This window comes from Bartonella bacilliformis Ver097 (genome assembly GCF_000709795.1).
GTDB classification, from domain to species: domain Bacteria; phylum Pseudomonadota; class Alphaproteobacteria; order Rhizobiales; family Rhizobiaceae; genus Bartonella; species Bartonella bacilliformis_A.
Genome location: NZ_KL503805.1, coordinates 58,576 through 85,458, shown reverse-complemented (window position 1 = coordinate 85,458; position 26,883 = coordinate 58,576). Strand labels below are relative to the sequence as shown.

Here is a 26,883-nt window from a genome sequence, read left to right as displayed (position 1 = left end):
GCAGGAGAAGGTGCAATGCCTATGAAGACCTAAAAGATAAAGCTATTTGTTGGACTGTTTTTTGTAATTGACAATCAGATCATGAAAATGTTGAAATAGGTAGTGACTATCTTGTGGACCAGGGGAAGCTTCCGGATGATATTGAACAGAAAAAACGGGTTTTCCAATAATTTGAATACCACAATTTGTACCATCAAAGAGAGATATATGCGTTTCTTCAACATGCTGCGGTAGAGATGTAGAATCTATAGTAAAACCATGGTTCATAGATGTAATTTCAACTTTTTTAGTGATAAGATTTTTAACCGGATGGTTAGCACCATGATGTCCCTGATGCATTTTTATGGTTGTAGCTCCGACAGCAAGAGCAAGGAGCTGGTGGCCAAGGCATATGCCAAAAAGCGGTATATTGCACTCAATAAATGTTTTAATCGTTGGAACAGCATATGCAGCTGTAGCGTTTGGATCTCCTGGGCCATTAGAAAGAAAAATTCCATCAGGTTTCATTGCTAGAATTTCTTGTGCACTCGTGTGTGCTGGTACAACAGTTATATGTGCACCTTGTGCAGCCATAAGACGAAGAATATTGCGCTTGATGCCATAATCAATCGCAACGATATGAAAGTTATATTCATTATTAATAGTATAACCTTTATTCCATATCCATGGCGTTTCATTCCACTCTATTGACTGCTTCGATGTCACTTCTTTTGCAAGATCAAGATTGAGGAGACCTGACCATTCTTGTGCACGTTTTTTCAGAGCATTGATATCAAAATTCCCATTGGGATCATGAGCAATGACAGCGTTTTGTGCACCTTTTTCTCGGATAAGGGCAGTTAATGCTCGTGTATCAATTCCACAGAGTGCAATAATTTGACGTTTTTTGAGCCACTGATTTAGATTTTCGTTTGCACGGTAATTAGAAGGTTGGCTATGTGCTTTAAAAATGGCACCGACTGCACCATAGTGATGGAGAGGCGTAAGATCTTCAATATCTTCACTATTTGTTCCTACATTACCAATATGGGGAAAAGTAAAATTAATAATTTGTCCGGTATATGATGGATCAGTAAGAATTTCTTCATAGCCTGTAATCGCAGTGTTGAAACACACTTCAGCCTCAACAATACCTGTAGCACCTATCCCTTCACCTTCAATGACTATTCCATCTGCTAATACTAAGAGAGCTGTAGGTTTTTTGACATTCCAAGGATCAGAAAATAGGGTGGTTTTCATCATAGTATATGCTCACAATTCAATATCGCAAAGAAACTACAGCTATAATAGATTGCCGCATATCGTTCTTGGAATGTTCTGCCTTAGATTTAGAATTATAAGTATATTACATGAATAGGTAAAGACTTAATTTTGGTCTTTCATAAGACTATGTTGTTTATTATTTTGCGTGTTTAATTACCATAGCATGTTCAATGACTTTGCAAGAGAAAAAGCAAAGTAAGGCGCATCTCGTTGTGCTTTGTTTAATGAATGCTCAGATAAAGAATCGTGATATTTTTCATTGTAATCAGAAAATTAGCAAAAAATAATGATGATTACAGTCTACAGTAACTAATTTATGAAAAATTTGTGCTCATTCATGAAGAAGTGTAGTTTCTTGAAAGTGCTAAACGACAGGTAAAATTAGTTATTATTCATAAATTGTTTCTTTATTGGTTTGGTGAGATAATTGTTGAACAAGATGTTATAAAATTTTCGTGTAAATATAAAAGTGAAACATTATACGACGGTAAGAATAAGGAGAGGAGTCGTGTCGTTAAAAGAATGTTATGTGAACAATTTTCTAAAGTTAGCTAATAGCCTATGTGAAAAAGCCAAAATAAATTTTGCAAAACTTGCAAAAACACTTATAGTATTTTCTATTGCGATCAGACAATTAAATTATAATGCAATACCAATAATTAAGAATGATCTTTTGTGTATAGTGGCGAATCTGCCAAAAATAACTCGGTCAGTAGAAGTGGTTTTCCAGATAATCGTAAACGAGAACGACGTGCCCACAAAGAATTCTTCCGGCCAATGTGAATATAATCGCGAGTTAATTCACCATTGCTAAACAAATAGCGCCCTAGCGGTAAAGTTCCTAAATTCATCAATGCGTTATTGTGATGGGCTAAAGTTTCCTGCGGGATGACTGTACGTCCCAAAAGCCAAGGCTGATTGTCTCCCATAAGAACAACTTCGCGTAGCCAATAAAGCGAGCTTTCAGGGAGGTGTTCAGCTTCTTCTTTTAATTCATTCCGAGCAATAAAGCATTCATGTTGTGGTTCAACGTGAACACGAGTGCAATAACGTTCAAAACGAAGAGTCATGGAACCTAATTCCATCAGCCAGTTATAAATAGTAGGGGGTACAGAGCTGTTACTGTCAGATAACCATTTTAATGATGGAAAAATAGAGTCTTCAGTCTTAAACATTGTCTTACTTACCTAAATTATATTAGCACGCTGCTTTTCAGATGAAAAAGTCATCCAAAGATTGCTTTGTAATGCAGAAATGGATATGTGGAAAGGGGTTAGATGCGAGAGTGTTTTAAAAGGAATATTGCTTAAGAGTAGATTTATTGTTTATCTCAAAATGAAAAAATTCTTCATCGAAGATGATTGAATACAGGAACGAAATTTGCCAACAAAAGATTGTCTGCTTGCAGAGTAAACATTTAATTAATGCTGCAGAGCAAAAATTTTGGCTATACTTTCAAAAATTAAGATAAAATTTTCGTAGCAGTTGCAAAAAGGCACTGGAAAGTGTTTTTTGCAGAATTTATGAGCAAACTATGATCGGATTTTTCGACCGAGCCATATAAGAATGCACGCTCCAATAAAGCCAAAGATGAGATAGCTGAACCAACCAACAACATTAATGCCTAAAAAGCTAAAAAAGAAGTTCGTCAATGTAGCACCAATAATTCCTAAGACAATATTTAATAATACTCCTGTTTGACTTTTCATAAAATATTGTGCAGCCCAACCTGCTAGACCACCGATAATAATAGCTGTAATCCAGCCAATTTGCACATTTTCCATTATATTTTCCCTCAATTTAAACTTGCAACCTTAATTAGAGTGGGCTTTTTTAAGGTCAAGATTTGTCTATTTTCAGAAGTTTATCACTATTGGGAATTTCATTCCATATTTCTCGATGAATTTTAGTTTCATCTTTCTGTTCAAAATTAAGAGGTAGCTGTTTGTTGTTCAGGAGAGGTTCTTAAGCGGGAACTTTGCAATAGTCCCTGTTCTTCTAAAACAGGATAGACCATGGAGGTTAGAAGAGAATTAATTTGTTCAAGATCATGTATAGTATTAAGATGAAGGTTAGATGCTTCCACGTTTAGAGCGTCACCTTCACGTAAACGTTTAAAATATTTTAAGCTTGTTTCTTTTTCTAAATTACGCAGCCAGTCTTTTTTTTGTACCAATAAATGTGCGGTATGGGTATCGCGTGAAACAAGAACATTAAATGCAATGTGTGCATTAGCTAAAACAATGGTGTGGAAGTGAAGCAAGTCATTCCAACTGTCAGTGGTGAATTGTAAGCCTTTTTGCTGTTTCTTTTTAACGAGTGTCAGCATATGGATAATAATATCTCCTGTTTGATCTAATTTTATACATGCACTTAAAAGCTCTTGTGTGCGAAGAGCTTTTTGATCAGATAGCTTTTGTCTGGCAAGCTGTGCAAGGTACAGTTTAATTGCGATATGTTTTTTATCTAATATAGTATTGAGTTGGTTGAGCTCATGTATGACTGCAGGATCAGGATTTTTGTAAAGTCTTATAATTTTTTCCAGCATTATATCAACAAGATTACAAATATGAATTACTTCACGCATAACATTAGAGAGTGCTAGCATTGGGCGATTCAGCACACTGTCATCAAGAGCTGTTTGATTAGCTAGATCAAGAGTATTATCGGTTTGCGGTGTTTTTGCACTCATATGGACGATGATTGTGGTTAGTTTTAAAATCCACTTTGATAGTGGAATGCCAGCAAGAAGAATAAGAATATTAAAAATGATGTGAGCATTGATGACTTGAGTAGCAGCATTGTTGCCAAGCCATGTGGTTGGTGATTGAAAAAAGAGGAATAAGACCAGGATCACGATTGAACCAGCACCGCGCATAAGTAAATTACCCAACGGGATAAGACGGGTATCAGGAGCGGCATTACGTGTTAGAATTGGTGCAATAAGAGAAGAACCCAGATTGACACCTAGAACCATCACGATACATAATTGAGATTGAATCAGGTCATAATTAGCAAAATTAACGAGCAAAATAATTCCTGCAATGGATGAATGTAAAAGATACGTTAAAGCTGCTGCTAACAAAAAAGCCGAAATAGGGTCTGTTGAAAGATAGCTAATGATATTAGGCAGGATCGCACTATCGCGTAAAGATTCTGTCGTAGCGCTTGTCATTTGTAAAGATAGAATTAAAAGTCCAATACCAATAATGATACGCCCCATTTGGCGCCAATGATGTTTTTCAGTTGTCATAAAGATGGAAGTGCCAATCAAAAGACATAAAGGGACAACGAGGGTAAGATCATAAGAGAGAATTTTAACAACAAGGGCTGACCCTAATTCTCCTCCACGTACTGCCATAAGTCCTGCTAAACTAGAAACAAAGCCTGAGCCAACAAAAGAGCCAACAAGGAGTGTCACCGCTGTCGAGCTTTGTAAGATCACGGCCATGAAAATCCCAAAACTTACAGCGAAAAATGGATTAGACATGACATGACGTAATTTAGATTTGAGTTTATCACCATAGGCACGCTCAACTCCTGTTCTTACCATGCGTGTAGACCAAAGCAGTAAAGAAACAGCGCCTGCAAGATGAAGGAGTACCAGCGAGCCATTCATGATACTTTTTCTTTCTTTGTTTGAATGTAGGTTTATTCAAAGGATGAATATCAGGAGGGGCTTATCATTTTCTTTGTTTTAAATGCATGCTTTTAAATGCATGAATAAAGTCGTAACCACTTGGATTTTGAAAGATTTTTAGACCAAAATCAGGGAGGATAGAATAAAGATGATCAAAAATATCCGCTTGAATTTGTTCATATTCTGCCCAAATAACTGTGTTGGTAAAGCAGTAAATTTCCAAGGGTAAACCATCCGGTGTTGGAGGTAATTGCCGTGTCATGAGAGTCATATTTTTTTTGATGTGAGAGTGCTCTCGTAAATAAGATAAAATATAAGCGCGGAAAGTTCCAATATTTGTTAAACGTCGGGTGTTCGCTGGGATGTTGTGGTTTTTACTCAATTGAGTATTCCATTTTTTGATTTCCGGTATTTTTTTTGCAAAATAGTTTTCTAATAAGTTAAATTGCGCAAGATATGCTTGTTCTTCTGCTGTATGAAAGCGGATACTTGATTGATCAATGAATAAAGATCGCTTAATGCGTCTACCACCTGATTCTTGCATGCCACGCCAATTTTTGAAAGGATCTGTGACCAGCTTACGAATAGGAACTGTAGTAATTGTTTTATCAAAATTTTGAACTTTGACGGTATGCAGGGCAATTTCAATAACATCACCGTCTGCACCGAGATTGGGAATTTCAATCCAATCGCCGACACGTACCATATCGGTAAATGAAATTTGAAGGCCTGCAACAAGAGAAAGCAGTGTATCTTGAAAGATCAAAAGTAAGACAGCTGCCATCGCACCAAGACCAGAAAAAAGGATAAGGGGCGATCGATCGATCAATGTAGCTAGCATTAAAACAGTAGCAACCGCGAAAAGTGCAATTTTAGCAATCTGAATATAACCTTTTATCGGTTTTAATCGTGCTGCTGGTTGTTGTTCGTAAAGAGTGTTGATGACATTGAAAAGAGCAGAAATTGTTAAGACAACAATAAAAATAATAAAAGCATTGGAAACATTGCGGATAATAGTACTGAGCACGTTGGGCAATGCTGGTATCAAATTAACACCAGTTGAGATAATAAAAGCTGAAGCAATACTTGCTATGTGCCGAATAGCACATTCAATATCATTGGTTGTATTTTGGGGAAGAAAAGAAGAGAGCCGTTTTTCTCCATGAATGAGAAGTTTTCGTGCTAAGAGATTAACTAGAAATGCAATAAAAGTGAGAATAATTAACCAAGAAATATTTTCTAGCAATGGATATTCAACAAAAAAATTGGTCACTTTGCGTTATCTCCATTTTTGAATTATTTGCGGTGGATTATTGAAAATTTGGCAAATTCTTAAGAGAGGTATTGGCATTATGTTCCAAAGTCGTTAAACATGCAAAAAAGAATTTTAAACTTTGTGAAAAATGATGCGTTTTCCCTCTGATTTCCTTGATGAGATCCGCTCAAGATTACCAATTTCAACAGTTATTGGTCAAAGGGTGACATTTGATTCTCGAAAAAGCAAGTCCTCACGAGGAGATTTTTGGTGTTGTTGCCCATTTCATGGTGAAAAAACTCCAAGTTTTCACTGTGATGATCGTAAAGGATACTACCATTGTTTTGGTTGTGGTGTGAGTGGTGACATTTTTAATTTTCTTTGTGAACTTGATGGATTGAAATTTTCAGAATCTGTAGAACGTTTAGCTGAGTTGGCTGGTATGAAATTACCTGTTCTTGATCCACAAAGTTATAAACGCGAAATGCAAAAAGAGGATCTGTATGATGTTATGGCAATAGCTACAGATTTTTTTCAAAATAGTTTGTATGATAAGGGAGGAGCGCAAGCACGCCAATATCTTGATGAACGTGGTATAACACCAGAACTTGCAAAACGTTTTCGGATTGGTTTTGCACCAGCAAAGCGCACAGCCTTGAAAGAGGTTTTGAGTGCACGTGGCGTTTCAGTTAAGCAGATGGAGGATTGTGGTCTTCTTATATCAGGTGAGGATATTGCGGTTCCCTACGACCGATTTAGAAATCGTATTATATTTCCTATTGAAGATTTACGCGGACGCGTTGTCGCTTTTGGAGGACGTACGCTAGATCAAGATGTCCGGGCAAAATATCTCAATAGTCCTGAGACGGTGCTGTTTCATAAAGGAAATATACTTTATAATGCAGCTTCTTCTCGCAAAAAGAACTCATTTACGAGCGGAGAAAAAGCCTCTTCCATCCTTGTTGTTGAAGGTTATATAGATGTTATCAGTTTAATTAAGGCTGGTTTTGAGAAAGTAGTTGCACCTCTGGGGACAGCGTTAACAGAAGCTCAAATAGAGCTTTTGTGGAAGATGGGTCCTGATCCAATTTTATGCTTTGATGGGGATGATGCTGGTTTAAAAGCTGCTTTTCGTGTTCCCGATCGTGTTTTGCCCCTTTTGAAAGCAGGGCTATCTGTGCGCTTTATTTTGTTGCCACAAGGACAAGATCCTGATGAGATTATTCGTATTGGTGGTGCAAAATTTTTTGATTCTTATGTGCAAAAATCAATTCCACTAATTGAACTTTTATGGTTGCGTGCCACTTATGGAAAGCATTTTGAAACACCAGAAGAGCGAGCAGCGTTAGAACGAGAACTGAAACAGGATATCTTTACGATTAAAGATGAAAGTGTACGTCGTTATTATTTGCAAGATATAAAAAAGCGACTTTTTGATTTTTTTCATTCATCTTTTTCAAAAAAGAAGAGCACAGAAGGGTACAGTGAAAATCAAAAAAATGGGATATTTCAAGGAAAAATTTTTTCTGCTTTAGAAAATTCCGACATGGTACGCATTTCGTCACACTCTATTCCTTTACGGGAAGCAGTTATCTTGCTAATCTTAGCATACTATCCTGATCTTTGGCATGAAAATTTTGAAGTTTTTGCTGAGTTAGAATTGAAAAATACTCAATTAATGAATTTTCATCAATCTATGTTAGAAATTCTTGGTAGTCAGCGTCTTCCTTCTGAAGAGACGATGATCATAGCTTTAGAAAAAAAAGGACAAAAGGTTATTTTAGAGCATATGATGAATCTTGTACAAAAGGTTGGTATGCGTACTTTCTTTGCTAAAGCTCCTATAGAAGATGCTCGTTCTGTGTTGAAGCAAGCTATCTACTTGCATCTTCAGGAACACCACCTACATAAGAGATTACAAGATATTGAGGAGCAACTCTTGAATAATCCTAGTAGCGCAATTTTTGATCTGTTGCGTGAAATAAAGGTTGAATTAGAGCAGACACACGCAACAGAAGCTTTAATTGAAGGATTTGGCTGTTGGTTTAATGAAAGAACAGACGAGAGTGAGGAAAATAAGATAAAATGATTCGCTTTTTAAAAGAGAATCAGTCACCAAAGCTTCATGATAGGATTAATCTATTGTGGAAATAGTATTTTTTAAAATGGTGACTAAGTTTCAGGAATAATCAAAAAGTGGCTCTTAAACTATGTAGTGTAAAGGTTGTCTCAGAAAGGCTGAGAGTACCGAAGGAGACTTTTGGAGTTTTTCCATGTTTTTATACAAGTAAGAGTGTATATGAAGATGTATTCATTTTCAGTGAGGATTACCTTAAGAAGATGAAACATGATTGATGTGCTAAGTGAGAATGCAAAAGAATTTGATCGCACGAAGTCTGTATAGTGATCAAGTTGGAGTGACGGTATGGCAAAGGTTAAAAAGAAAGACAATCTAGAAGTAATGGGTCAAGGAGGCTTAGACAATGCTCCTCTTGATTTTTCTGATGACGCCATCAAAAAAATGATAAAGCTTGCAAAAAAAAATGGCTACGTAACAATGGATGAATTAAATGCGGTTCTTCCTTCTGATGAAGTTACATCCGAACAAATTGAAGATATATTGATGATGTTTTCTGAGATGGGTGTTAACGTTGTAGACGATGAAGATGAGATAGAAGCTGAGCATTATGAAGGGGAAATTATAGTAGAAGGTGGTGATTTGGTAGAGACCACTAGCCGTGAAGTTGCGACAATACCTAAACGTGAAGCAGCAGATAGAACAGATGATCCGGTGCGTATGTATTTGCGTGAAATGGGAGCGGTTGAGCTTCTTTCTCGTGAAGGGGAAATTGCCATTGCTAAGCGTATTGAAGCAGGACGTGAAACAATGATTTTGGGGCTTTGTGAAAGTCCTTTAACATTTCAGGCGCTTATTATTTGGCGTGAAGAGTTGAAAGAACAGCGTATCCTTCTTCGTGAAATTATTGATCTTGAAATGACTTACGCTGGACCAGAAGCCAAGCAAGCCCCTATTATTGAACGGAGTGAAGTAGAAAAAATTAAAAAAGCAGCATCTCTGTCTGATAAAGATGATGTGGACACTATTGCAGAGGATATAGGTTCTGAGGATGATGAAGATGATGAAGTTAATTTGTCATTTGCAGCAATGGAAAATGAATTATATCCTCAGATTATGGAAACTTTAAACTTTATTGCTGAAACTTATATCAAATTGAGAAAATTGCAAAATCAGCATGTTGAAAGTAGTTTAGCAGATTGTAAAGCAAGTGATCTCTCTTCTTCTCAGAAGAAAAAATCTATTCAATTGAAATCTGATTTGATTCAAGCAGTAAAGTCTCTTTCCTTGAATCAAAATCGTATTGAAGCATTGGTTGAGCAACTTTATGATATTAATAAAAGGTTGGTTCATAATGAAGGTAAATTAAAGCGGATTGCGAACAGTTATGGAATTAGGCACGAAGATTTTCTAAAAGAATATCAAGGCCGTGAATTGGATTCAGATTGGGTTAATTATATTGCAACTTTGCCAGGATCTGGTTGGAAAGAATTTTCAACTTGTGAAGTTGAAGTCATTCGTAATTTGCGTAGTGAAATACAAAATCTTGCACAAGAAACTGCTATTTCGATAGAGGAATTTCGTCGGATCGTTACCCAAGTACAGAAGGGTGAGCGCGAAGCGACGATTGCTAAAAAAGAAATGGTAGAAGCGAATTTGCGTCTTGTTATTTCAATTGCAAAAAAATACACAAACCGTGGTTTGCAATTTCTTGATCTTATTCAGGAAGGCAATATCGGTTTGATGAAGGCCGTTGACAAATTTGAATATCGGCGTGGATATAAGTTTTCAACTTATGCAACATGGTGGATTCGTCAAGCGATTACGCGTTCAATTGCTGACCAAGCACGTACCATTCGTATTCCTGTTCATATGATTGAAACTATTAACAAAATTGTTCGTACATCGCGCCAAATTTTACATGAAATTGGGCGTGAACCTACACCGGAAGAATTATCCAGTAAACTTTCTATGCCTTTAGAAAAAGTGCAAAAAGTTCTTAAAATTGCGAAAGAGCCTATTTCACTTGAAACGCCTGTTGGTGATGAAGATGATTCTCATTTGGGGGATTTCATTGAGGATAGAAATGCTTTATTGCCAATTGATGCAGCTATTCAGGCTAATTTGCGAGACACAACGACTCGCGTACTTGCTTCATTAACGCCACGTGAAGAGCGTGTTTTAAGAATGCGTTTTGGTATTGGGATGAATACTGATCATACGTTAGAAGAAGTTGGTCAGCAATTTTCAGTCACACGTGAGCGTATCCGTCAGATTGAGGCAAAAGCACTTCGTAAATTGAAGCATCCTAGTCGTTCACGTAAATTGCGTAGTTTTCTTGATTCATAATGTGATGAGAGCATGCTTTTTTATGCTCAGTTATCCTTAAATCAGCTGTAAAAAATTGTGTATTTTCAATTTTGAATGATTGAAACAGTTCATGTTCGCCTCTGGAAAGTTATATTTATTGGTTTATTGAAACTAGCTTCAATATTTCACTCCTTCTAACATATCACGAGCATTTTTTTGAGAGAGCCTGTAATGCGACAGGGAATGTTTCAAAAAAATCAGAAAGTGTCTTAGTCGATAGCAAATGTTACAGTGACATTAACACTATAGTTCAATTCACCATTTGAAAAATGTGTATCCGCATAGCTTGCAGTTTGCGCTCTGCTGATAAGGTGTGGCATGAGATGAGAAGAATCATTACTTTCATTAATCTCAATAATTTTCCCCAATTTTACATTAGCTGCTTGTGCTAGAGTTTTTGCTTTTTCAATAGCTTCAGCAATAGCTTGTTTACGCGCTGCTGTATAAAATGGTTTTGTATCAATATTGGTAAAAGTAATGCCTCTGACAGAATTCATACCGAGCCCCATTGCCTGGTCAAATATCATGCCAGCATTTAAAAGATCACGGATGCGCACTGTCAAAGAATGTGAAACTTGATAGAGGCTTTCGTCATTTCTTTGTTCTTGATGTTTATCAGGATTGATGTGATAAATAGATAAATTTGATGTTTGTATATCCTTTTTTTGAATACCCTCCTTTTTAAAAGAATCAATAATGTTATTTATAGATTTATTATTGGCTTCTAATGCTTTTTGAGCCGTTTTATCATGTGTAATAACGGCTAAATTCATAACTGCCATATCTGGAGTTGCTTGGCTTGTACCGGTTGCAGTAACAATAATAGTGGAATTTTTTATTGTACTTTTTTCAGCGTATACAGATAGAGAGCTGGTTAACAGTGCTAGAATTGTCAATATAGTGATTTTTGTCCAATAGATATCAAGAAGTTGGGAAATTGCTTTTGTCATATTCATTCGTTTCATTTGCGCCTTCATTACTTTCTCATTTTCAGGAATGATTGTAAAGTGAGTAGGGTGCTGAAAGCAAAAAAAGCGAGAAGAAAGAAAAAATATGAATTATAGTTGAGGCAATCTCTTGTATTATAAGGTATTTTAGTTTAGAGAGAAGCAGTCTTGTGGGGCCTGTAGCTCAATTGGTTAGAGCCAGCGGCTCATAACCGCTTGGTTGGGGGTTCGAGTCCCTCCGGGCCCACCATTTCCTTTGGAAAGAGTTTTTCAGTCTGTAAGGAAAAATTTTCATATGCACCAGAGTTTAATAGAGCCACTTAGAGCTTAATACTAGGTTATATATATTACCGCACGAGTTGTTGCTTATTGTGTATTAAAATACAAAGAATTCTGTTGTCTGCACGAAAAGTAGTCTTACTGCAGTGGTGAAAAAGAGCGAAATTCACTCTCTAAAATAAAAATTTTCATTTAGATAGCGAAAACATTAAGATTTTAATTCTACGACAGATGTACTACGTGTGACTTTTTTGATTTGTTCGATACCTATCAGGATATCTTTTTTTGTTGGGTAACCTATACTAGAAAAAGCAATTTTCTGCTCATTTGTTGAAATTAAACGCCAATACCACTGATTGTGGATACCCCGAAACACCTCAAAATACATGTTTTCTACCTCATAAATAACAATTAGCTTTAAGATAAGTACTCAGTTTCTAACATGAGTGCCAAACACGCTTTCAATGAAAGATCAACATATCCCTTAAATTTTTCTTAGTTTGCAAAAACATGTTTCATAATATATGTCAGTGTTTCAAAAAGAAAACACTTTTCGAAGAAAACAATATTTTATGCTATTAAGCAGATTGTTGGAAAATTATAGCAATACCGCCTTCTTTCTAAATAGGAGGAGGCTTCTCTTGATCATGGTACACAGATATGCTCAAGCTTTCATGACAAAATAATAAAGCATATCAAACTCTATCAATACAGCATTTTTATATTGATAGAGTTTAAATTTTAATGTTTTTTTGTAATAAGATCTTATTGATTAGCTATAGTGTCTTTATGCGATATGCTTCGAATAAGGAGCTCTATAAATAAACTAAGGGCATAAGAATTTGCCATATTTGCTTTCATATTGACCAAGGAGGCAATTGCTTTGGGATTAAGATTATTCGATATACTCTGTGCGAGTGGGTATTTTTGCAATTTTTCATAAGATTTTTTAAGTTTATTTTGATTGAGTATACCACTGTAATCGCTGTTAGCAAGAATATCTTCAATCGCTTCAATTTTTTTAATAAAGTAATTCCAGTCAAATTCACTTCTGGTATATTCAGTATCAAACATTTTTCCTTGGCCTGTTAAAAGCCAATTAATATTGACTCCATATAATGTCCGATATGCTTGTAATACACTAAGATTAGGTTCTCTTTCTCCTCGCTCATAAAAAGCAATGGAGTTCTTTGTCATGTTAAAATTTTTAGCTAATGTTTCACGTGATGGATCACCTAAAGCGAGGCGAATATGACGCAAACGCTTTCCAAATACGGTTTTTGCTTCAGTTTCAGGACGTGCCACGAATTATCTCCCTCAGTAAGTATGGTATGAGCTTTATACCAATAAAACTACACATTGTATTAATATCTCATTATTCAATGTCAATGGCTTTTAGTCCTCTACTTTTTTAAATTCAATAAATATAGAACGAATTTTCATTTTTTATTTTAAGAATAATATTTGAATTGAAAGGAATATAGACTTACTAATTCTATTTTCTTGATTCTTCTATTAAGGGAGGGGCGTGTGAATTTTCTATGTGCATACTATTTTATTATTGATAGATGTAGTTTTTAATTTAAAAAATAGATTCTAGAAGATGAATTTTGAGAAATAATGATGGTTCTATTCAGCTATTTTAAATGGGCTTTTTCCTTTACAATTATTGGTGTTTGTTTAGGTGGGATTATTGGTTGGTTCGAAACGAACAGTATTATTGGGATTCTGAAATATTTTTTCATTTGTTGTACCTTGGGAATTTTAGAAATTTCTTTATCTTTTGATAATTCTATTGTTAATGCACGGATTCTTGGAAGAATGAACCAGCTATGGTCGCGTCGTTTTTTGACGTGGGGCATTATCATAGCAGTGTTTGGTATGCGGATCATTTTCCCATTGTTGGTTGTTGCTTTTGCTGCTTGGATTAGCCCAATTGCAGCAGTCAAATTAGCAATATGGGAGTCAGGTCAATATGCTGCAATTTTAGCGGATTCTCATGCAGCAATTGCAGCTTTTGGAGGAACCTTTCTCATGATGGTTGGTTTAAAATACTTTTGCGATCCTGAAAAAAAAGTACATTGGCTGCCGTTTATAGAAAAACCAGCTCAGAAATTTGGTTCCTTTGCAGGGATTGATATTGCAGTTGTTTTAATTTTGGTATTATTTTTTTCAGGACAAGTTGTCACAGCAGATAAGCTGACTGTTTTACTAGCTATGCTTTATGGGCTTTTGGCATTTTTAGTAGTTGGAGCAGTTGGTGCGTTTTTAGATTCTAAAGAAATGGCCTTGACAACGACCGCTAAGGGAGGGCTAGGCTCATTTCTTTATTTAGAAATTTTGGATGCTAGTTTTTCTTTTGATGGTGTTGTTGGCGCTTTTGCTTTTTCACATAATCTTTTTATTATTGCTATAGGTCTTAGTATTGGCGCATTTTATGTACGTTCTATGACAGTCATGCTTGTTGAAACAGGAACATTATTGCGTTACCGTTATCTGGAACATGGCGCTTTTTATGCGATCTTAATTCTTGCAGTTATTATGTATATGCAAATTATTATGCCGGTACCTGAAGTATTAACAGGATTTATTGGTATATTTGTGATTGGAATGGCATTTTATTCCTCTCTTCGTTTCAAACGTGATTTTTCAAGTCAACATGTTGTATCTAAGTGATATGACATGAATTTATTTTGTTTCTATAGTCGTTAGGAAAGGATTTAGTAGGTCATTAAAAGTTCTACACCGGCTTCATGCATAGTTTTAAGCATGATATTAAGTGACCCATTGACATCAATACCAGCACAAGCATTTAATACGACACTGACTTGAAAACCACATTGTACAGCGTGAAGTGCAGAAAATGCAACACAGAAGTCAGTTGCTAAACCGCACATGATTAATTTTGTAAAACTATGTTCTTTGAGGTAATTTTGTAAGCCTGTTGGCGTTTTTTGATCATTCTCAAAAAAAGCAGAATAGCTGTCAATTTTCCGGTTATGGCCTTTGCGAATGATAAGCTGTGCTTTATCAATGTTGAGAGATTGATGAAAATCTGCTCCCTTTGTTCCTTGTACGCAATGGTCAGGCCAGAGTATTTGAGGACCATAATCAACATTAATCATATCATAAGGGGATTTATCAGGATGGGAAGAAGCAAAGCTGAGATGCCCTTTTGGATGCCAGTCTTGGGTTAAAATGACATGATCAAAGCGGGTTATGAGATCATTGATAGTTGGTAGAATAGTATTGCCTTGTAGTACTGCAAGTGTTCCACCTGGAAGGAAATCATTTTGAACGTCTACAACGATTAAAGCTTTCTTTTTCATCAATCTATTCCTGTAGGCAACTTATTATTTTTTCAGTAATTTTAAGGCTCTGTTTCGTTTTGAATCTGTAAGATGATTTAGTTTAAAGTTCAGGATTCTCTAATATCAGGTCGCAAAAGAGAGATATAGATAAATTATTGCGATAATATTGCTTATTTTTTGCTAATTGCAATTACGTATCACTGTCTGTCAATGTTAATGAATAGGAGACATAGTGTAATGTTCATAAAGATAAAAGAGAATAAGAAGTTTAGTTGCGGTGTGGTTGTCTGTTGATTTGCAGGATAGTTTAAGCTGATTGATAACCTTTGTATATAAGATTAGGAAGGAGGCTAGTTCTTTAGCACATTTCAGATACAAAAAAGAAAGCCTTTTTTGCATTAAGGGATGTTTTTTTGTATTTGAAATTATGAAGGGCTTGTGAGATGAGAGAAGAAAATGTATCAGTATGGCGCGAAGCTGTTAGTGCCTGTAAAAATTGTTTATTGCAAAATTTGAGACAGGCAAAAACAATGTTCTTGGAATTCTAATCTCTTTAATCACATACATATCAAAAGGAAATTTATGGCACGCCAATTTATCTACCATATGAATGGGGTCAGTAAAGCTTACGGTAATAAAAAAATTTTAGAGGATATTCATCTGTCTTTTTATCCGGATGCAAAGATTGGCATTTTAGGACCAAATGGTGCAGGTAAATCAACTATTTTACGCATTATGGCTGGATTGGATAAAGAATATACTGGGGAAGCGTGGCTTGCTGAGGGAGCGCGTTGTGGTTATCTTCCGCAAGAGCCCGTTCTTGATGAAAACAAGGATGTGTATGGCAATGTGATGGAAGGCGTTGCAGATAAGCAGGCGATCATAGATCGCTATAATGAATTAATAATGAATTATAGTGATGAAACAGCTGATGAAAGCGCTAAACTTCAAGATATCATCGATAGCCAGAATCTTTGGGACTTAGAAAGCCAAGTGAAAATGGCTATGGCCGCTCTTAATTGTCCACTAACAGATGGGAGTGTAACAAAACTTTCAGGCGGTGAAAAGCGGCGTGTTGCACTTTGTAAATTGCTTTTATCAAGACCTGATTTATTGCTTTTGGATGAACCTACAAACCATTTAGACGCTGAAACAACGGCTTGGCTTGAAAAACATTTGCGTGAATATCCAGGTGCAGTCCTTTTGATTACGCACGATCGTTATTTTCTCGATAATGTAACAGGTTGGATTTTAGAATTGGATCGTGGCAAAGGCATTCCTTATGAGGGGAATTATTCTGCTTATTTGGATTCTAAAGCTAAACGTATGGTGCAGGAAGGTCGAGAAGAGGTTACTCGTCAGCGTGCGTTATCACGCGAGAAAGAATGGATTTCTTCTAGCCCAAAAGCACGTCAAGCAAAATCAAAAGCTCGTATCAAGGCTTATGATGAATTGGTTCAGGCTGCACATGAACGTCGTCCTGGTGATGCACAAATTATTATTCCTGTTGGTGAAAGATTAGGTCAGGTTGTTATTGAAGTTGATAATCTGTCAAAAGCTTATGGTGATCGCGTGTTGATAGATTCTCTTTCTTTCAAGCTTCCTGCTGGTGGGATTGTTGGGGTCATTGGTGCCAATGGTGTAGGAAAATCCACTTTATTTAAGATGTTAACAGGGCAAGAACAACCAGACTCAGGAAAAATACGCATTGGGGAGACAGTTCAGATAAGTTATGTTGACCAGAGTCGTGATATGTTGCAGGATGAGCAAACTGTTTGGGAGGAAATTTCTGGCTGCAATGATGTTATCAAGTTAGGCAAATATGAAATGAACAGTCGTGCTTATTGTGGTGCTTTTAACTTTAAAGGTGGGGACCAGCAGCAAAAAGTGGCTAATTTGTCAGGTGGGCAGCGTAATCGTGTACATTTGGCTAAGCTTTTAAAAGAAGGAGGCAATGTTCTTCTTCTCGATGAACCAACTAATGACCTTGATACGGAAACATTAGGTGCATTGGAAGACGCTTTAGAAAATTTTGCTGGTTGTGCTGTTATTATATCGCACGATCGTATGTTTCTTGATCGATTAGCAACGCATATTTTGGCTTTTGAAGGTAATGGTCATGTAGAATGGTTTGAAGGTAATTTTGCTGACTATGAAGCGGATAAGATTCGCCGTCTTGGTTCAGATGCGCTTAATCTTAAGCGTGTGAATTATAAGCCACTCACACGCTAATATTCTTCTTCTTGTGTAAGCGATTTGAATTTTAAAAGTATCGATATGTTTGTGTCGTCTAAATTTTTCAAAAGCAAGTTATATTCCATGTTGCTGGTGTCTCTTCATTGCATGGGAGATAAAAAGAGAACGAGTTTTGATCATGGCTTTCGCAAAGTAAATAATCTGTGTTTTATAGAGCGATGGTGTGTGAAAGCAATTATTATTAGTCATACTGTTATATGGTTATGCGGTTGATATGTTGATGCACTATTCTTGGAATAAAGTGCTTGTATAGTAAAACATGGTATTGAGGATTTTCATTTTTATATTTTAAAGCATGCTAATTTAGTTTGCGTGATTTATCGATTAATTAGGATTTGATTCGTAAAAATACTTATTGTTTTTAATACTATAGCAAAAGATTTTTTGTAAAAATTATAATATAGATTCAAAATGAGCAGAAAAATCTTATGGATATATTTTAAAGAAAAATTGCTTCAAATTGGGCCGATTTTAGTATTTTTTGCCTAATTTTTTTCATTTTTACAAAATTAGTAGCAATTTTTACTTTTTTTTTGGAAAATATAACAAGAATTTCTTGTTGTTTAAAATATTTTATTCCATAGCAGGGGCGTCTCATCGATAATCTAGAATCGATGTGATAAGGACAATCAGGGAGCCTCTCTCCTCCCCCCCGCGTGGATCCCTGAGTGTGTCTGGCCCGACTGAAATTTTTCAGTCGGGTTTTTTATTTCAATCATAATCTACTTCATGATTACACAAATTCTTATGTCACTAAAAAAGGCATTAAGAATCAGTATTGTGTAACGCGTTATGTATAACGCATCGAGAATGGTTAAAAGATCCAATATGAGTCATTATTTTTTAGGTTAAGAAAATATAAAAACATTTTATGTATAATATGCAGACTTTATATTTGTAGTATTTAGGACAAAAAATGATAAAGTTCTGCTGGCGTCGTATTATTTTTCTCATTTTATTTTTTTTATTAGTTCTTGCTGTTAGTTTTTGGGCTTATCAATCTGTAAAAAAAATGATTTTTTCTCACCAGATAGTGATAACAAAAGGTGTACTTTCAGAAGATCTGGCGACGTTTTTTTCAGGTGTTCCAATGAGCTTTTCTAAAATAGATGCTCAAAAAAAACAAAATATTATTGACCAAGCACGTCGAGATGCAATTTTTGCTGTTCTTGCGAGTGGTCAGAACAATGAACAGGCACAAAAATTTGGTAAAACTGTTACTGCAATTGCATTAGAAGCAATTTCTCGTTCTTCTGTTATAGATACTAATTTGTAATCATATTTTGGTCATTATTTGAAACTGGTTTAAGAGTATTTTCGTTTTGTTGCTATGTGAAGAATCTTCTTATTCTATTAAGCCTATGGTGAAAATGGTCAGTGAAGTTTGATCATAAAATAATATGTAGACAGAAGTTTTCTTAATGGTATCATGGATACGCAAAGTGCATAAATTAAGTATTAGCAATGTGTGCTCTATAATTTTTAAACATGATATGGATTATGAAATAAAAAAGTGAATGCCGTTTTTAATAAAACATTGTTTAAAAGTTAAAATCTTTTTAGCTTTATAAAATGGTAATATGTTTTAGGCTACCAGCCTGAAAATATTAAATTGTGCATAAAATTACTATTTATAGCTCTACAAAAATAAATAAACAATCAGCGGATGTAATCAATTCTTTTACTACAATATGTAAAACATTTTTAGCATCTATTTTCACGTTATGAAAAATGTTTTATAAATATCAAATCAGTCGGCTGGGCAGCCGCGCTTGTCTCATGTTAAGATAGGTGAGGAAAGTCCGGGCTCCATGGGAAAACGGTGCCGGGTAACACCCGGCGGGGGTGACCCCAGGGAAAGTGCCACAGAAAGCAAACCGCCTATTTTTATAGGTAAGGGTGAAAAGGTGAGGTAAGAGCTCACCGCGCACGCAGTAATGGGTGTGGCAAGGTAAACCCCACCGGGAGCAAGACCAAATAGAAATGACGTGCAAGGTTTGGCTTGCAGCCAGTTTCCAGGCGAGTCATTTGGGTAGGTTGCACGAGGCGGATGGTAACATCCGTCCTAGATGAATGGTTGCCATGTAAAGTATAAACTTTACTACAGAACCCGGCTTATAGGCCGACTGATATTTATATATACGGTGTTTATATAAGTTTTTTTGAAGGCTTGTTTTTTATTTTTGAATTGCGCGCTTAAGAGGATGTGATTTTTAAAATCATAATATTTTTTTAAGTATCATGAGCTAACGTAGCACGTTGGATCAATTTTAGCTTATAAATAGACATGAAAGTTAAAGTTTTGATTATGATGATGTTATCCACCATTGATGGTTATTGATCTGCAAAAATATAAATCAAGATTGGGTTATTGTGATAGAACGAGATAACGGAACTAAACGCCATATTCCAGTATTATTAGAGCCGGTTTTGACTGGGCTTGCGCCATTGTTTGGTGCAACAGTGATTGATGGAACCTTTGGTGCTGGTGGTTATACGCGTGCTCTTCTGAATGCAGGTGCGAATGTTACGGCTCTTGATCGTGATCCGCATGCAATTCGTGAAGGAAAACCACTTGTCGATCAATTTTTTCCACGTCTTCGTTTAATACAAACAGAGTTTTCACGGTTGGATCGTGTGATTGAAGAAAAGGTAGATGCAGTTATTCTTGACATCGGTGTTTCTTCTATGCAGCTTGATGAGGCTGAACGAGGATTTTCTTTTCAAAAAGATGGTCCATTAGATATGAGAATGGAACAGACGGGGTTATCTGCCAGCGATGTTGTGAATCATTTTAAAATAGATGATTTGATTCAGATATTTAGGATATTAGGAGAAGAGCGTTATTCAGGTCGAATTGCAAAAATGATTGAAAAACGTCGTCGTATTCGCCCTTTTTTGCGTACACGCGATCTTGCTAATGAAATTGAGGTTTTAATAGGCCGTAAGCCAGGAGATCGTATTCATCCTGCAACACGTGTATTTCAGGCTCTTCGCATTTACGTTAATGATGAGCTTAATGAACTTGCACGCGGTTTATTTGCTGCTGAACGGGTTTTAAAAGCAGGGGGGCGTTTGGGAGTAGTGAGTTTTCATTCACTTGAAGATCGCATGGTAAAAAATTTTTTTTCTTTTTGTTCAGGAAGTCGTAAAAGATCACGCTATCTTCCAGAAGTAGAATCTGTTTCAGCGACGTTTTTTCCTTTATTTAAAGGTGGGAAAACAGCAAGTGAAGAGGAATTACAGAAAAACCCTCGTGCACGTTCTGCAAGGTTGCGTATAGGAATCCGTACTCAAGTAGATGCAATGGAAGCAGATATAAAATTGTTTGGCTTAAAAGAAATGGCTAATTTAAAAAGCAATAAACAATGATAGTCTTTCGTACATTAGATGTCATTTTTGTCATAATTATGATTTTTATGGCAGCTATTACGTATAAAGTAAAATATGATGCTCAAAAACAAATTGGTGAAGTGCTTCGTATTGAACATGAAATTGCGGTAGAAAAAAATACGGTAAAACTTCTTCGTGCTGAATGGGCTACGATGATAGAGCCCTCACGTATGGAAATACTTGCAGAGCGTTATAAAAAAGAACTAAATTTAGAGATTATACAACCTCGCCAAGTTGTTGAATTAGAAGATATTCCGGTACGTTTGCATGATCCAATTGAAGAATTAATCAAACAACATGATTTTGAAAAAAATAAGCCTTTTTTTGCTAATAATCGTATTCCTCCCATGAATGGTGTTGTTCAAAAAGGCATGCGGTAATGAAATTATTTCGTCTGTTTTTTCGAAAAAAAAAGCGCTTAAATAGTCAAGTGAATAATTTAGGTTTTTCTATCCGTCGTTCACGTTTGATTTTTTCGTTAATATGCGCTCTTATTCTTTATAGCATTATGGGGAAATGCCTTATTTTTTATGGGCTTGAAAGTAATCGCATTGAAGAAGCAAAAGATCCAGGAACACTGCAATTAGCTACTCGACCTGATATTATTGATCGTAATGGGCGTTTATTAGCAACAGATATCACAACTTACTCGCTTTTTGCTGAACCACGGCGTATTATTGACGTAGACGAAACAATAGAATTGATTTCAACAGTTTTACCAAAGCTTGATTTTCAGGAAATTTATAAGCGTTTAAAGAGCAAATCTGGTTTTTCTTGGATTCAACGTGGGTTAACTCCAACACAAAAACAGCAAATTATGGCACTTGGTATTCCAGGTATTGGTTTCCGCACAGAAATACGTCGTTTTTATCCAGGTAGTTCTGTTGCTTCGCATATTCTTGGCATGGTTAATGTTGATAATCAAGGCATAGCGGGAATAGAGAAATATATTGATGACGCTGGTTTGAGTGTTCTGCATACTTCTGGTCTTACAACAGATATGTCATTGAATCCTGTTCAACTTTCGATTGATGTGCGTGTTCAGACAATTGTGCGCGATGAACTTATAAAGGCGATGAAGATTTACAAAGCGCTTGCTGCAGGAGCTGTTATTTTAAATATTCATACCGGTGAAGTTTTAGCTATGGCATCTGTTCCTGATTTTGATCCTGGAAATCCTGTTGATGCTCTTAAAAGTGATCGCTTAAACCGGATAACAGCTGGAGCTTTTGAAATGGGATCCATTATCAAAAGTTTCACAACAGCGATGGCGCTTGATTCAGAAATTTTTCACCTAAACAGTGTCATTGATGCGTCCAAACCACTTCAAGCAAGTAAGAACTATTTTATTCACGATTTTCATGGAAAGAATCGCCCATTAAAATTATGGGAGATTTTTGTTTATTCTTCTAATATTGGTTCTGCTAAGGAGGCATTAGCGGTAGGGGTTGATGGACATCGCGATTTTTTAAAACGGTTTGGTTTATTAGATCGTGTGAAAGTAGAATTGCCTGAAGTTGCTAATCCTATTTTGCCACGTCAGTGGCGTGATATTAATTCTATGACGATTTCTTTTGGGCACGGTATAGCCATAACGCCATTACAAACGGCAGTAGGTGCAGCTGCTTTAATGAATAATGGTTGGTTGATTGAACCGACATTATTAAAACGCACTGAAGCGCAAGCTATGAAACATGCCAAACAGGTCCTTCATCCTCAAATAAGTCGAGAGATGCGTTATCTCTATAAATTGAATAGTGTTATTGGTTCTGGACGTAATGCACAGGTAGAAGGGTATCGTATTGGTGGTAAAACAGGGACGGCTGAAAAAATTGAAAATGGAAAATATTCTAAAACAAAAAAATTTAATAGTTTTCTTGCTGCTTTTCCTATTGATGATCCTTCTTATGTTGTTTTAACAATTATTGATGAACCACAACCTGAAGAGGGAAAACATTCAGCAACAGCTGGAATGAATGCAGCACCAATGCTTGCCAATATTATTCGCCGTTCAGCTAGTTTTCTTGGAATAAAATCAGATTTCAAGAAAGAACATGAGACGATTTTTGATGGTTTGGAATTATCAAAAAAACAATAGCGCGAAAATCATACCGTATGAATGTGAGGAAATATGTTTCTTGGAGCATTATTTACAGAATGTATTTATAATAATAATCTTTCCTCAATTAAAATTACAGGAATCAGTGCAGATTCTCGGCAGATATTGCCGGGCTATGTTTTTGTCGCTCTTAAAGGAAACCAGAGTGATGGCAGATACTATGTGAATGATGCTATAAAGCGAGGTGCGCGGGTTGTGGTTACAGATTTTGATTTTGTTGCCGAGAATTTATCCGTTCCAGTTTTGCAGGTTTCAGATGTACGCCATAGCTTGGCTTTAGCAGCTGCACGTTTTTATAATACTCAGCCGGAAACTGTTTTGGCTGTTACGGGAACTAGTGGTAAAACATCGGTTGTTTCGTTTATTCGACAAATTTGGCAACATGTTGGATTTTGTGCAGCTAGTATTGGCACAGTAGGTGTTGTCTCTCCTCAGCGAAATGATTATGGTTCTCTAACAACTCCTGATCCGGTGATGTTACATCGCCTGTTGTATGAACTTGCAGATGAGGGTGTGACGCACGCAGCGCTTGAAGCTTCTTCACATGGGCTAGATCAAAGTCGGCTTGATGGAGTAAATTTAGCAGCAGCTGCTTTTACTAATTTAGGGCGTGATCATATGGATTATCACGCGTGTGTGAAAGATTATTTGCGTGCTAAGATGAGGTTGTTTGATACATTGTTGCCACCGGATGCACCTGCTTTGATTATGGCCGATGATGGTTATTCACAAGAAGTAATTGATCATGTCACACAAGCAGGTCGCCGGGCTTTAACAATTGGGCGTAAAGGGCAATTTATCAAAATTAATCGTATTGAACATCGACGTTCAAAACAATGTGTTGAGTGTTATATAGAAAATGATATTTACACGTTTGATTTGCCACTTATCGGACATTTTCAGGTTATTAATGCGCTCATGGCTGCAGGTTTAGCAATTGCAACAGGGAGTTCTTCAGATAAGGTTTTTAGCTCTCTTAAAAAATTGAAGGGAGCACCTGGTCGGCTAGAGTTAGTTGGCAAGGCGAAAGACAATGCACCTGTTTATGTAGATTATGCTCATAAGCCAGAAGCTTTAGAGCAAGTGTTGCTTGCGATTCGTCCTTTTACTCTAGGGCGTTTGATTGTTGTTTTTGGTTGTGGTGGTGATCGTGATCAAGGAAAAAGACAGTTGATGGGAAAAATTGCAGTTGATAAGGCTGATATTGTTATTGTCACGGATGATAATCCTCGCACAGAGGAGCCAGAAAAAATTCGACAGGATATTTTACAAGCAGCACCGGGGGCACTAGAAATAGCAGATCGTAGGGAAGCAATTTATTATGCCGTAGGATTACTTAAGGCTGGAGATATATTAATTATTGCAGGAAAAGGTCATGAAAATGGTCAGATTATAGGGCAGAAAACACGTCCTTTTTCAGATCGTTTAGAAGCAATTGCTGCTTTGAAGGAATTGAATAAATGACAGTGTTGTGGGATCAAAAAATACTGCTTTCTGCAATGGATGGTGTTGCGATGGGGTGCTTACCAGAGAGTTTTTCTGGGGTTTCGATTGATAGCCGAACTCTTGTAAAAGGTGATATTTTTTTCTGTATTAAAAATCGTCTAGATGGACATGATTTTGCTGCACAGGCTCTTGCAAGAGGCGCAGGAGCTCTTGTCATTGCGCAAAATCGTTTAGATGAAATGAAACAATTATTGGCTCCACTTATTGTTGTTCCTGATGTTTTGAAAGCCCTAGAAAAGCTTGCACAAGAAGCACGTAAGCGTTCTAAAGCTAAGATTATAGCGGTGACAGGTTCTGTTGGAAAAACGACAACAAAAGAAGCTCTTAAGCAAGTCCTTCAAACTGTTGGAAAAGTTCATGCCAATATTGCTTCTTTTAATAATTGCTGGGGTGTTCCGCTGACTTTAGCACAGATGCCCGCAGAGAGTGACTATGGTATCTTTGAAATTGGTATGAATCATAAAGATGAAATTCGTCCTCTTGTAAAGTTGGTATGTCCACATGTCGCTTTAATTACTCATATTGCTGCTGCACATATGGAATTTTTCAAGAATCTTGAAGAAATTGCAGATGCAAAAGCTGAAATTTTTGAAGGATTGGATAATGAGGGAGTCGCTATTTTAAATGCAGATAGCGATTTCTTTTCTTACTTAGTTCAAAAGGCAGAACAATGCAATGTGAAAAAGATTTTGAGCTTTGGTGAATCGAACTGTGCTGATTATCAAGCAAAGGAGATTTGTCTTTTAGAAAATCACTCTTGTATGACTGTACGATTTTTTGGGCGAGATGTGATGATTAAAATTGGTGCTCCTGGTCGACATATTGTGAATAACAGTTTAGGCGTCATAGCAACTTGTGATGCAGTCGGTGCTGATTTATCACGTATTGCACCTGCTTTGAACCATTTTTCTCTTACACAAGGTCGTGGTACCCGTTATCGATTATCTCTACCAGATGGTGGAGAATTTCATTTGATTGATGAAAGTTATAATGCCAATCCTGCTTCTATGCGTGCTGCTCTTAACCTCCTCTCTATAGGACCAGTAGGTGCCTGTGGTCGACGAATTGCTGTTTTAGGAGATATGCTTGAATTGGGAGTTGATAGTGAAAAGTTTCATCGTGATTTAGTAAAGCCAATATGTGTTTCTGGTGCTAATTCAGTTTTTTTATTTGGCAAGGAAATGAAATTTTTAGCTATTGATCTTTCTTCTTATGTTGAGGTTCATTATGCAGAACATGTTGAGGAAATTTTACCACTTATTTTTACTGAAATTTCAAAGGGGGATCTTATTATGGTGAAATCATCCTACAGCACTCATTCGTCGCATATTGTGGCTGCATTTCTTGACCGCTATAAAGTTATATCTCTATAATTAAAAAGGGATTTTTATACTATGATGCTATTTTTCTCTTTGCTTTATGATTGGCTTCCAGGTGTCAACGTTTTTCGTTACATTACGTTTCGCACTGTGGCGGCGATGCTAACTTCGGGTTTAATAGTTTTTTTATTTGGTCCTAGCATTATTTCTTCTCTAAGAGTGAGACAAGGCAAGGGACAACCCATTCGAGCTGATGGTCCTCAAACACATTTTAAAAAAGCTGGAACACCCACTATGGGTGGATTGATGATTTTAAGTGGGGTTGTCATATCAACACTATTATGGGGTAATTTGTTCAATATTTATCTTTGGGTATCTTTGTTTGTCATGCTTTTTTTTGGGGCGATTGGCTTTTATGATGATTATCTTAAAGTGACAAAGCAAACAGATAAGGGGTTTTCTGGTAAGGCACGGTTAAGCTTAGAATTTTTAGTAGCATCTATTGCTTCTTTTATTATCTTACAAGTTAGTTCACCGGGATTGGCTTTACCTTTTGTAAAAGAATATTTTATTAATTTAGGCTGGTTTTTTATTCCTTTTTCTGCTTGTGTTGTTGTAGGGCTTGGTAATGCTGTTAATTTGACTGATGGTCTTGATGGGCTTGCCATTGTTCCTGTGATGGTTGCTTCTTTATCTTTTGCTCTGATTGCTTATCTTTCTGGTAATATAAATTTTGCTGATTATTTACAAATCCATTATGTATCAGGGGTAGGAGAATTGGCGGTTTTATTAGGAGCAGTTGTTGGTGCAGGTCTCGGATTTTTATGGTTCAATGCGCCTCCAGCAGCTATTTTTATGGGGGATACTGGTTCATTGGCGCTTGGAGGGCTTTTAGGGGTTGTTTCTGTTGCGACAAAGCACGAAATTGTTCTCATTTTTATTGGAGGGCTTTTTGTTTTGGAAACATTATCCGTTATCATTCAAGTCGGTTGGTTTAAGTTGACAAAAAAGCGTGTATTCCTTATGGCGCCGATTCACCATCATTTTGAAAAAAAAGGCTGGACTGAAAGTCAGATCGTGGTACGTTTTTGGATCATTGCTATTGTGTTAGCGCTGATTGGCCTTTCAACACTTAAGTTGAGATAAGA

At 36.4% G+C, this 26,883-nt stretch carries 20 protein-coding genes, 1 tRNA gene and 1 other RNA gene; 13 read left to right on the top strand and 9 right to left on the bottom strand.

Annotated elements, in window-relative coordinates:
• Positions 1-42: 42 nt before the first annotated feature.
• The 5 genes from carA to H710_RS05035 all read right to left on the bottom strand — a co-directional run bounded on the left by carA (position 43) and on the right by H710_RS05035 (position 6,176).
• Positions 43-1,242 carry a glutamine-hydrolyzing carbamoyl-phosphate synthase small subunit gene (carA, locus tag H710_RS05055; protein ID WP_041849740.1) on the bottom strand — a complete coding sequence of 400 codons (1,200 nt, stop codon included), beginning with the start codon at positions 1,240-1,242 and terminating at the stop codon, positions 43-45.
• A gap of 680 nt (positions 1,243-1,922) precedes the next feature.
• Positions 1,923-2,438 (bottom strand): chorismate lyase, encoded by a 516-nt coding sequence (ubiC, locus tag H710_RS05050; protein WP_041849739.1) that lies wholly within the window; start codon positions 2,436-2,438, stop codon positions 1,923-1,925.
• 357 nt (positions 2,439-2,795) lie between these two features.
• Positions 2,796-3,047: a GlsB/YeaQ/YmgE family stress response membrane protein gene (locus tag H710_RS05045; RefSeq protein ID WP_041849738.1), complete on the bottom strand. Its 252-nt coding sequence runs from the start codon at positions 3,045-3,047 to the stop codon at positions 2,796-2,798.
• Between the two features lie 146 nt (positions 3,048-3,193).
• Positions 3,194-4,882 (bottom strand): Na/Pi cotransporter family protein, encoded by a 1,689-nt coding sequence (locus tag H710_RS05040; RefSeq protein ID WP_041849737.1) that lies wholly within the window; start codon positions 4,880-4,882, stop codon positions 3,194-3,196.
• A 64-nt stretch (positions 4,883-4,946) separates the two neighbouring features.
• On the bottom strand, positions 4,947-6,176 hold the full coding sequence (locus H710_RS05035) for a mechanosensitive ion channel family protein (RefSeq protein ID WP_041849736.1): 1,230 nt from the start codon (positions 6,174-6,176) through the stop codon (positions 4,947-4,949).
• A gap of 133 nt (positions 6,177-6,309) precedes the next feature.
• Between H710_RS05035 and dnaG the strand changes: the two genes are divergently transcribed.
• Entirely contained in the window at positions 6,310-8,247 is a 1,938-nt protein-coding gene (gene dnaG / locus H710_RS05030) for a DNA primase (protein ID WP_041849813.1), read from the top strand.
• Positions 8,248-8,583: 336 nt separating this feature from the next.
• The gene (gene rpoD, locus H710_RS05025; RefSeq protein WP_041849735.1) at positions 8,584-10,584 is read left to right on the top strand and encodes an RNA polymerase sigma factor RpoD; all 2,001 of its coding nucleotides are present in this window, start codon (positions 8,584-8,586) and stop codon (positions 10,582-10,584) included.
• A 230-nt stretch (positions 10,585-10,814) separates the two neighbouring features.
• Here the strand turns inward: rpoD and H710_RS05020 are convergent, their stop codons facing one another.
• Positions 10,815-11,555 carry an SIMPL domain-containing protein gene (locus H710_RS05020; protein ID WP_041849812.1) on the bottom strand — a complete coding sequence of 247 codons (741 nt, stop codon included), beginning with the start codon at positions 11,553-11,555 and terminating at the stop codon, positions 10,815-10,817.
• Between the two features lie 170 nt (positions 11,556-11,725).
• Here H710_RS05020 and H710_RS05015 point away from each other — a divergent pair.
• Positions 11,726-11,802, top strand: a tRNA-Ile gene (locus H710_RS05015).
• 237 nt (positions 11,803-12,039) lie between these two features.
• Here H710_RS05015 and H710_RS05010 read toward each other — a convergent pair.
• Together H710_RS05010 and H710_RS05005 are read right to left on the bottom strand one after the other, a co-directional pair.
• Complete coding sequence (locus tag H710_RS05010) at positions 12,040-12,219, bottom strand: YegP family protein (RefSeq protein ID WP_041849734.1); 180 nt, start codon at positions 12,217-12,219, stop codon at positions 12,040-12,042.
• 377 nt (positions 12,220-12,596) lie between these two features.
• A complete protein-coding gene (locus H710_RS05005) occupies positions 12,597-13,136 on the bottom strand; it encodes a helix-turn-helix domain-containing protein (protein ID WP_041849733.1) in 540 nt (179 codons plus the stop codon).
• Between the two features lie 318 nt (positions 13,137-13,454).
• Between H710_RS05005 and H710_RS05000 the strand changes: the two genes are divergently transcribed.
• Positions 13,455-14,507, top strand: a complete 1,053-nt coding sequence (locus H710_RS05000) for a DUF475 domain-containing protein (RefSeq protein WP_041849811.1) — start codon at positions 13,455-13,457, stop codon at positions 14,505-14,507.
• Positions 14,508-14,551: 44 nt separating this feature from the next.
• On the opposite strand, the gene pncA is transcribed toward H710_RS05000, so the two are convergent.
• Positions 14,552-15,160 (bottom strand): bifunctional nicotinamidase/pyrazinamidase, encoded by a 609-nt coding sequence (gene pncA, locus H710_RS04995; RefSeq protein ID WP_041849732.1) that lies wholly within the window; start codon positions 15,158-15,160, stop codon positions 14,552-14,554.
• A gap of 564 nt (positions 15,161-15,724) precedes the next feature.
• On the opposite strand from pncA, the gene ettA reads away from it, so the two are divergent.
• The 9 genes from ettA (at position 15,725) to mraY (ending at position 26,881) form a co-directional block, all read left to right on the top strand.
• Complete coding sequence (gene ettA / locus H710_RS04990) at positions 15,725-17,374, top strand: energy-dependent translational throttle protein EttA (protein ID WP_041849731.1); 1,650 nt, start codon at positions 15,725-15,727, stop codon at positions 17,372-17,374.
• A gap of 940 nt (positions 17,375-18,314) precedes the next feature.
• Positions 18,315-18,674, top strand: coding sequence for a hypothetical protein (locus H710_RS04985; RefSeq protein WP_041849730.1), 360 nt, complete (start codon positions 18,315-18,317; stop codon positions 18,672-18,674).
• A 474-nt stretch (positions 18,675-19,148) separates the two neighbouring features.
• Positions 19,149-19,532: RNase P RNA component class A (gene rnpB, locus H710_RS05995), an RNA gene on the top strand.
• A 239-nt stretch (positions 19,533-19,771) separates the two neighbouring features.
• The gene (rsmH, locus tag H710_RS04980) at positions 19,772-20,770 is read left to right on the top strand and encodes a 16S rRNA (cytosine(1402)-N(4))-methyltransferase RsmH (protein ID WP_041849729.1); all 999 of its coding nucleotides are present in this window, start codon (positions 19,772-19,774) and stop codon (positions 20,768-20,770) included.
• A complete protein-coding gene (ftsL, locus tag H710_RS04975) occupies positions 20,767-21,171 on the top strand; it encodes a cell division protein FtsL (protein WP_041849728.1) in 405 nt (134 codons plus the stop codon). The genes rsmH and ftsL overlap by 4 nt, the downstream gene beginning before the upstream one ends.
• A complete protein-coding gene (locus tag H710_RS04970) occupies positions 21,171-22,889 on the top strand; it encodes a peptidoglycan D,D-transpeptidase FtsI family protein (RefSeq protein WP_041849727.1) in 1,719 nt (572 codons plus the stop codon). The genes ftsL and H710_RS04970 overlap by 1 nt, the downstream gene beginning before the upstream one ends.
• Before the next feature lie 33 nt (positions 22,890-22,922).
• The gene (locus H710_RS04965; protein WP_041849726.1) at positions 22,923-24,374 is read left to right on the top strand and encodes a UDP-N-acetylmuramoyl-L-alanyl-D-glutamate--2,6-diaminopimelate ligase; all 1,452 of its coding nucleotides are present in this window, start codon (positions 22,923-22,925) and stop codon (positions 24,372-24,374) included.
• Positions 24,371-25,789, top strand: coding sequence for a UDP-N-acetylmuramoyl-tripeptide--D-alanyl-D-alanine ligase (locus tag H710_RS04960; protein ID WP_041849725.1), 1,419 nt, complete (start codon positions 24,371-24,373; stop codon positions 25,787-25,789). Before H710_RS04965 ends, H710_RS04960 begins: the two co-directional genes overlap by 4 nt.
• A gap of 21 nt (positions 25,790-25,810) precedes the next feature.
• On the top strand, positions 25,811-26,881 hold the full coding sequence (gene mraY, locus H710_RS04955) for a phospho-N-acetylmuramoyl-pentapeptide-transferase (RefSeq protein ID WP_041849724.1): 1,071 nt from the start codon (positions 25,811-25,813) through the stop codon (positions 26,879-26,881).
• Positions 26,882-26,883: the final 2 nt, after the last annotated feature.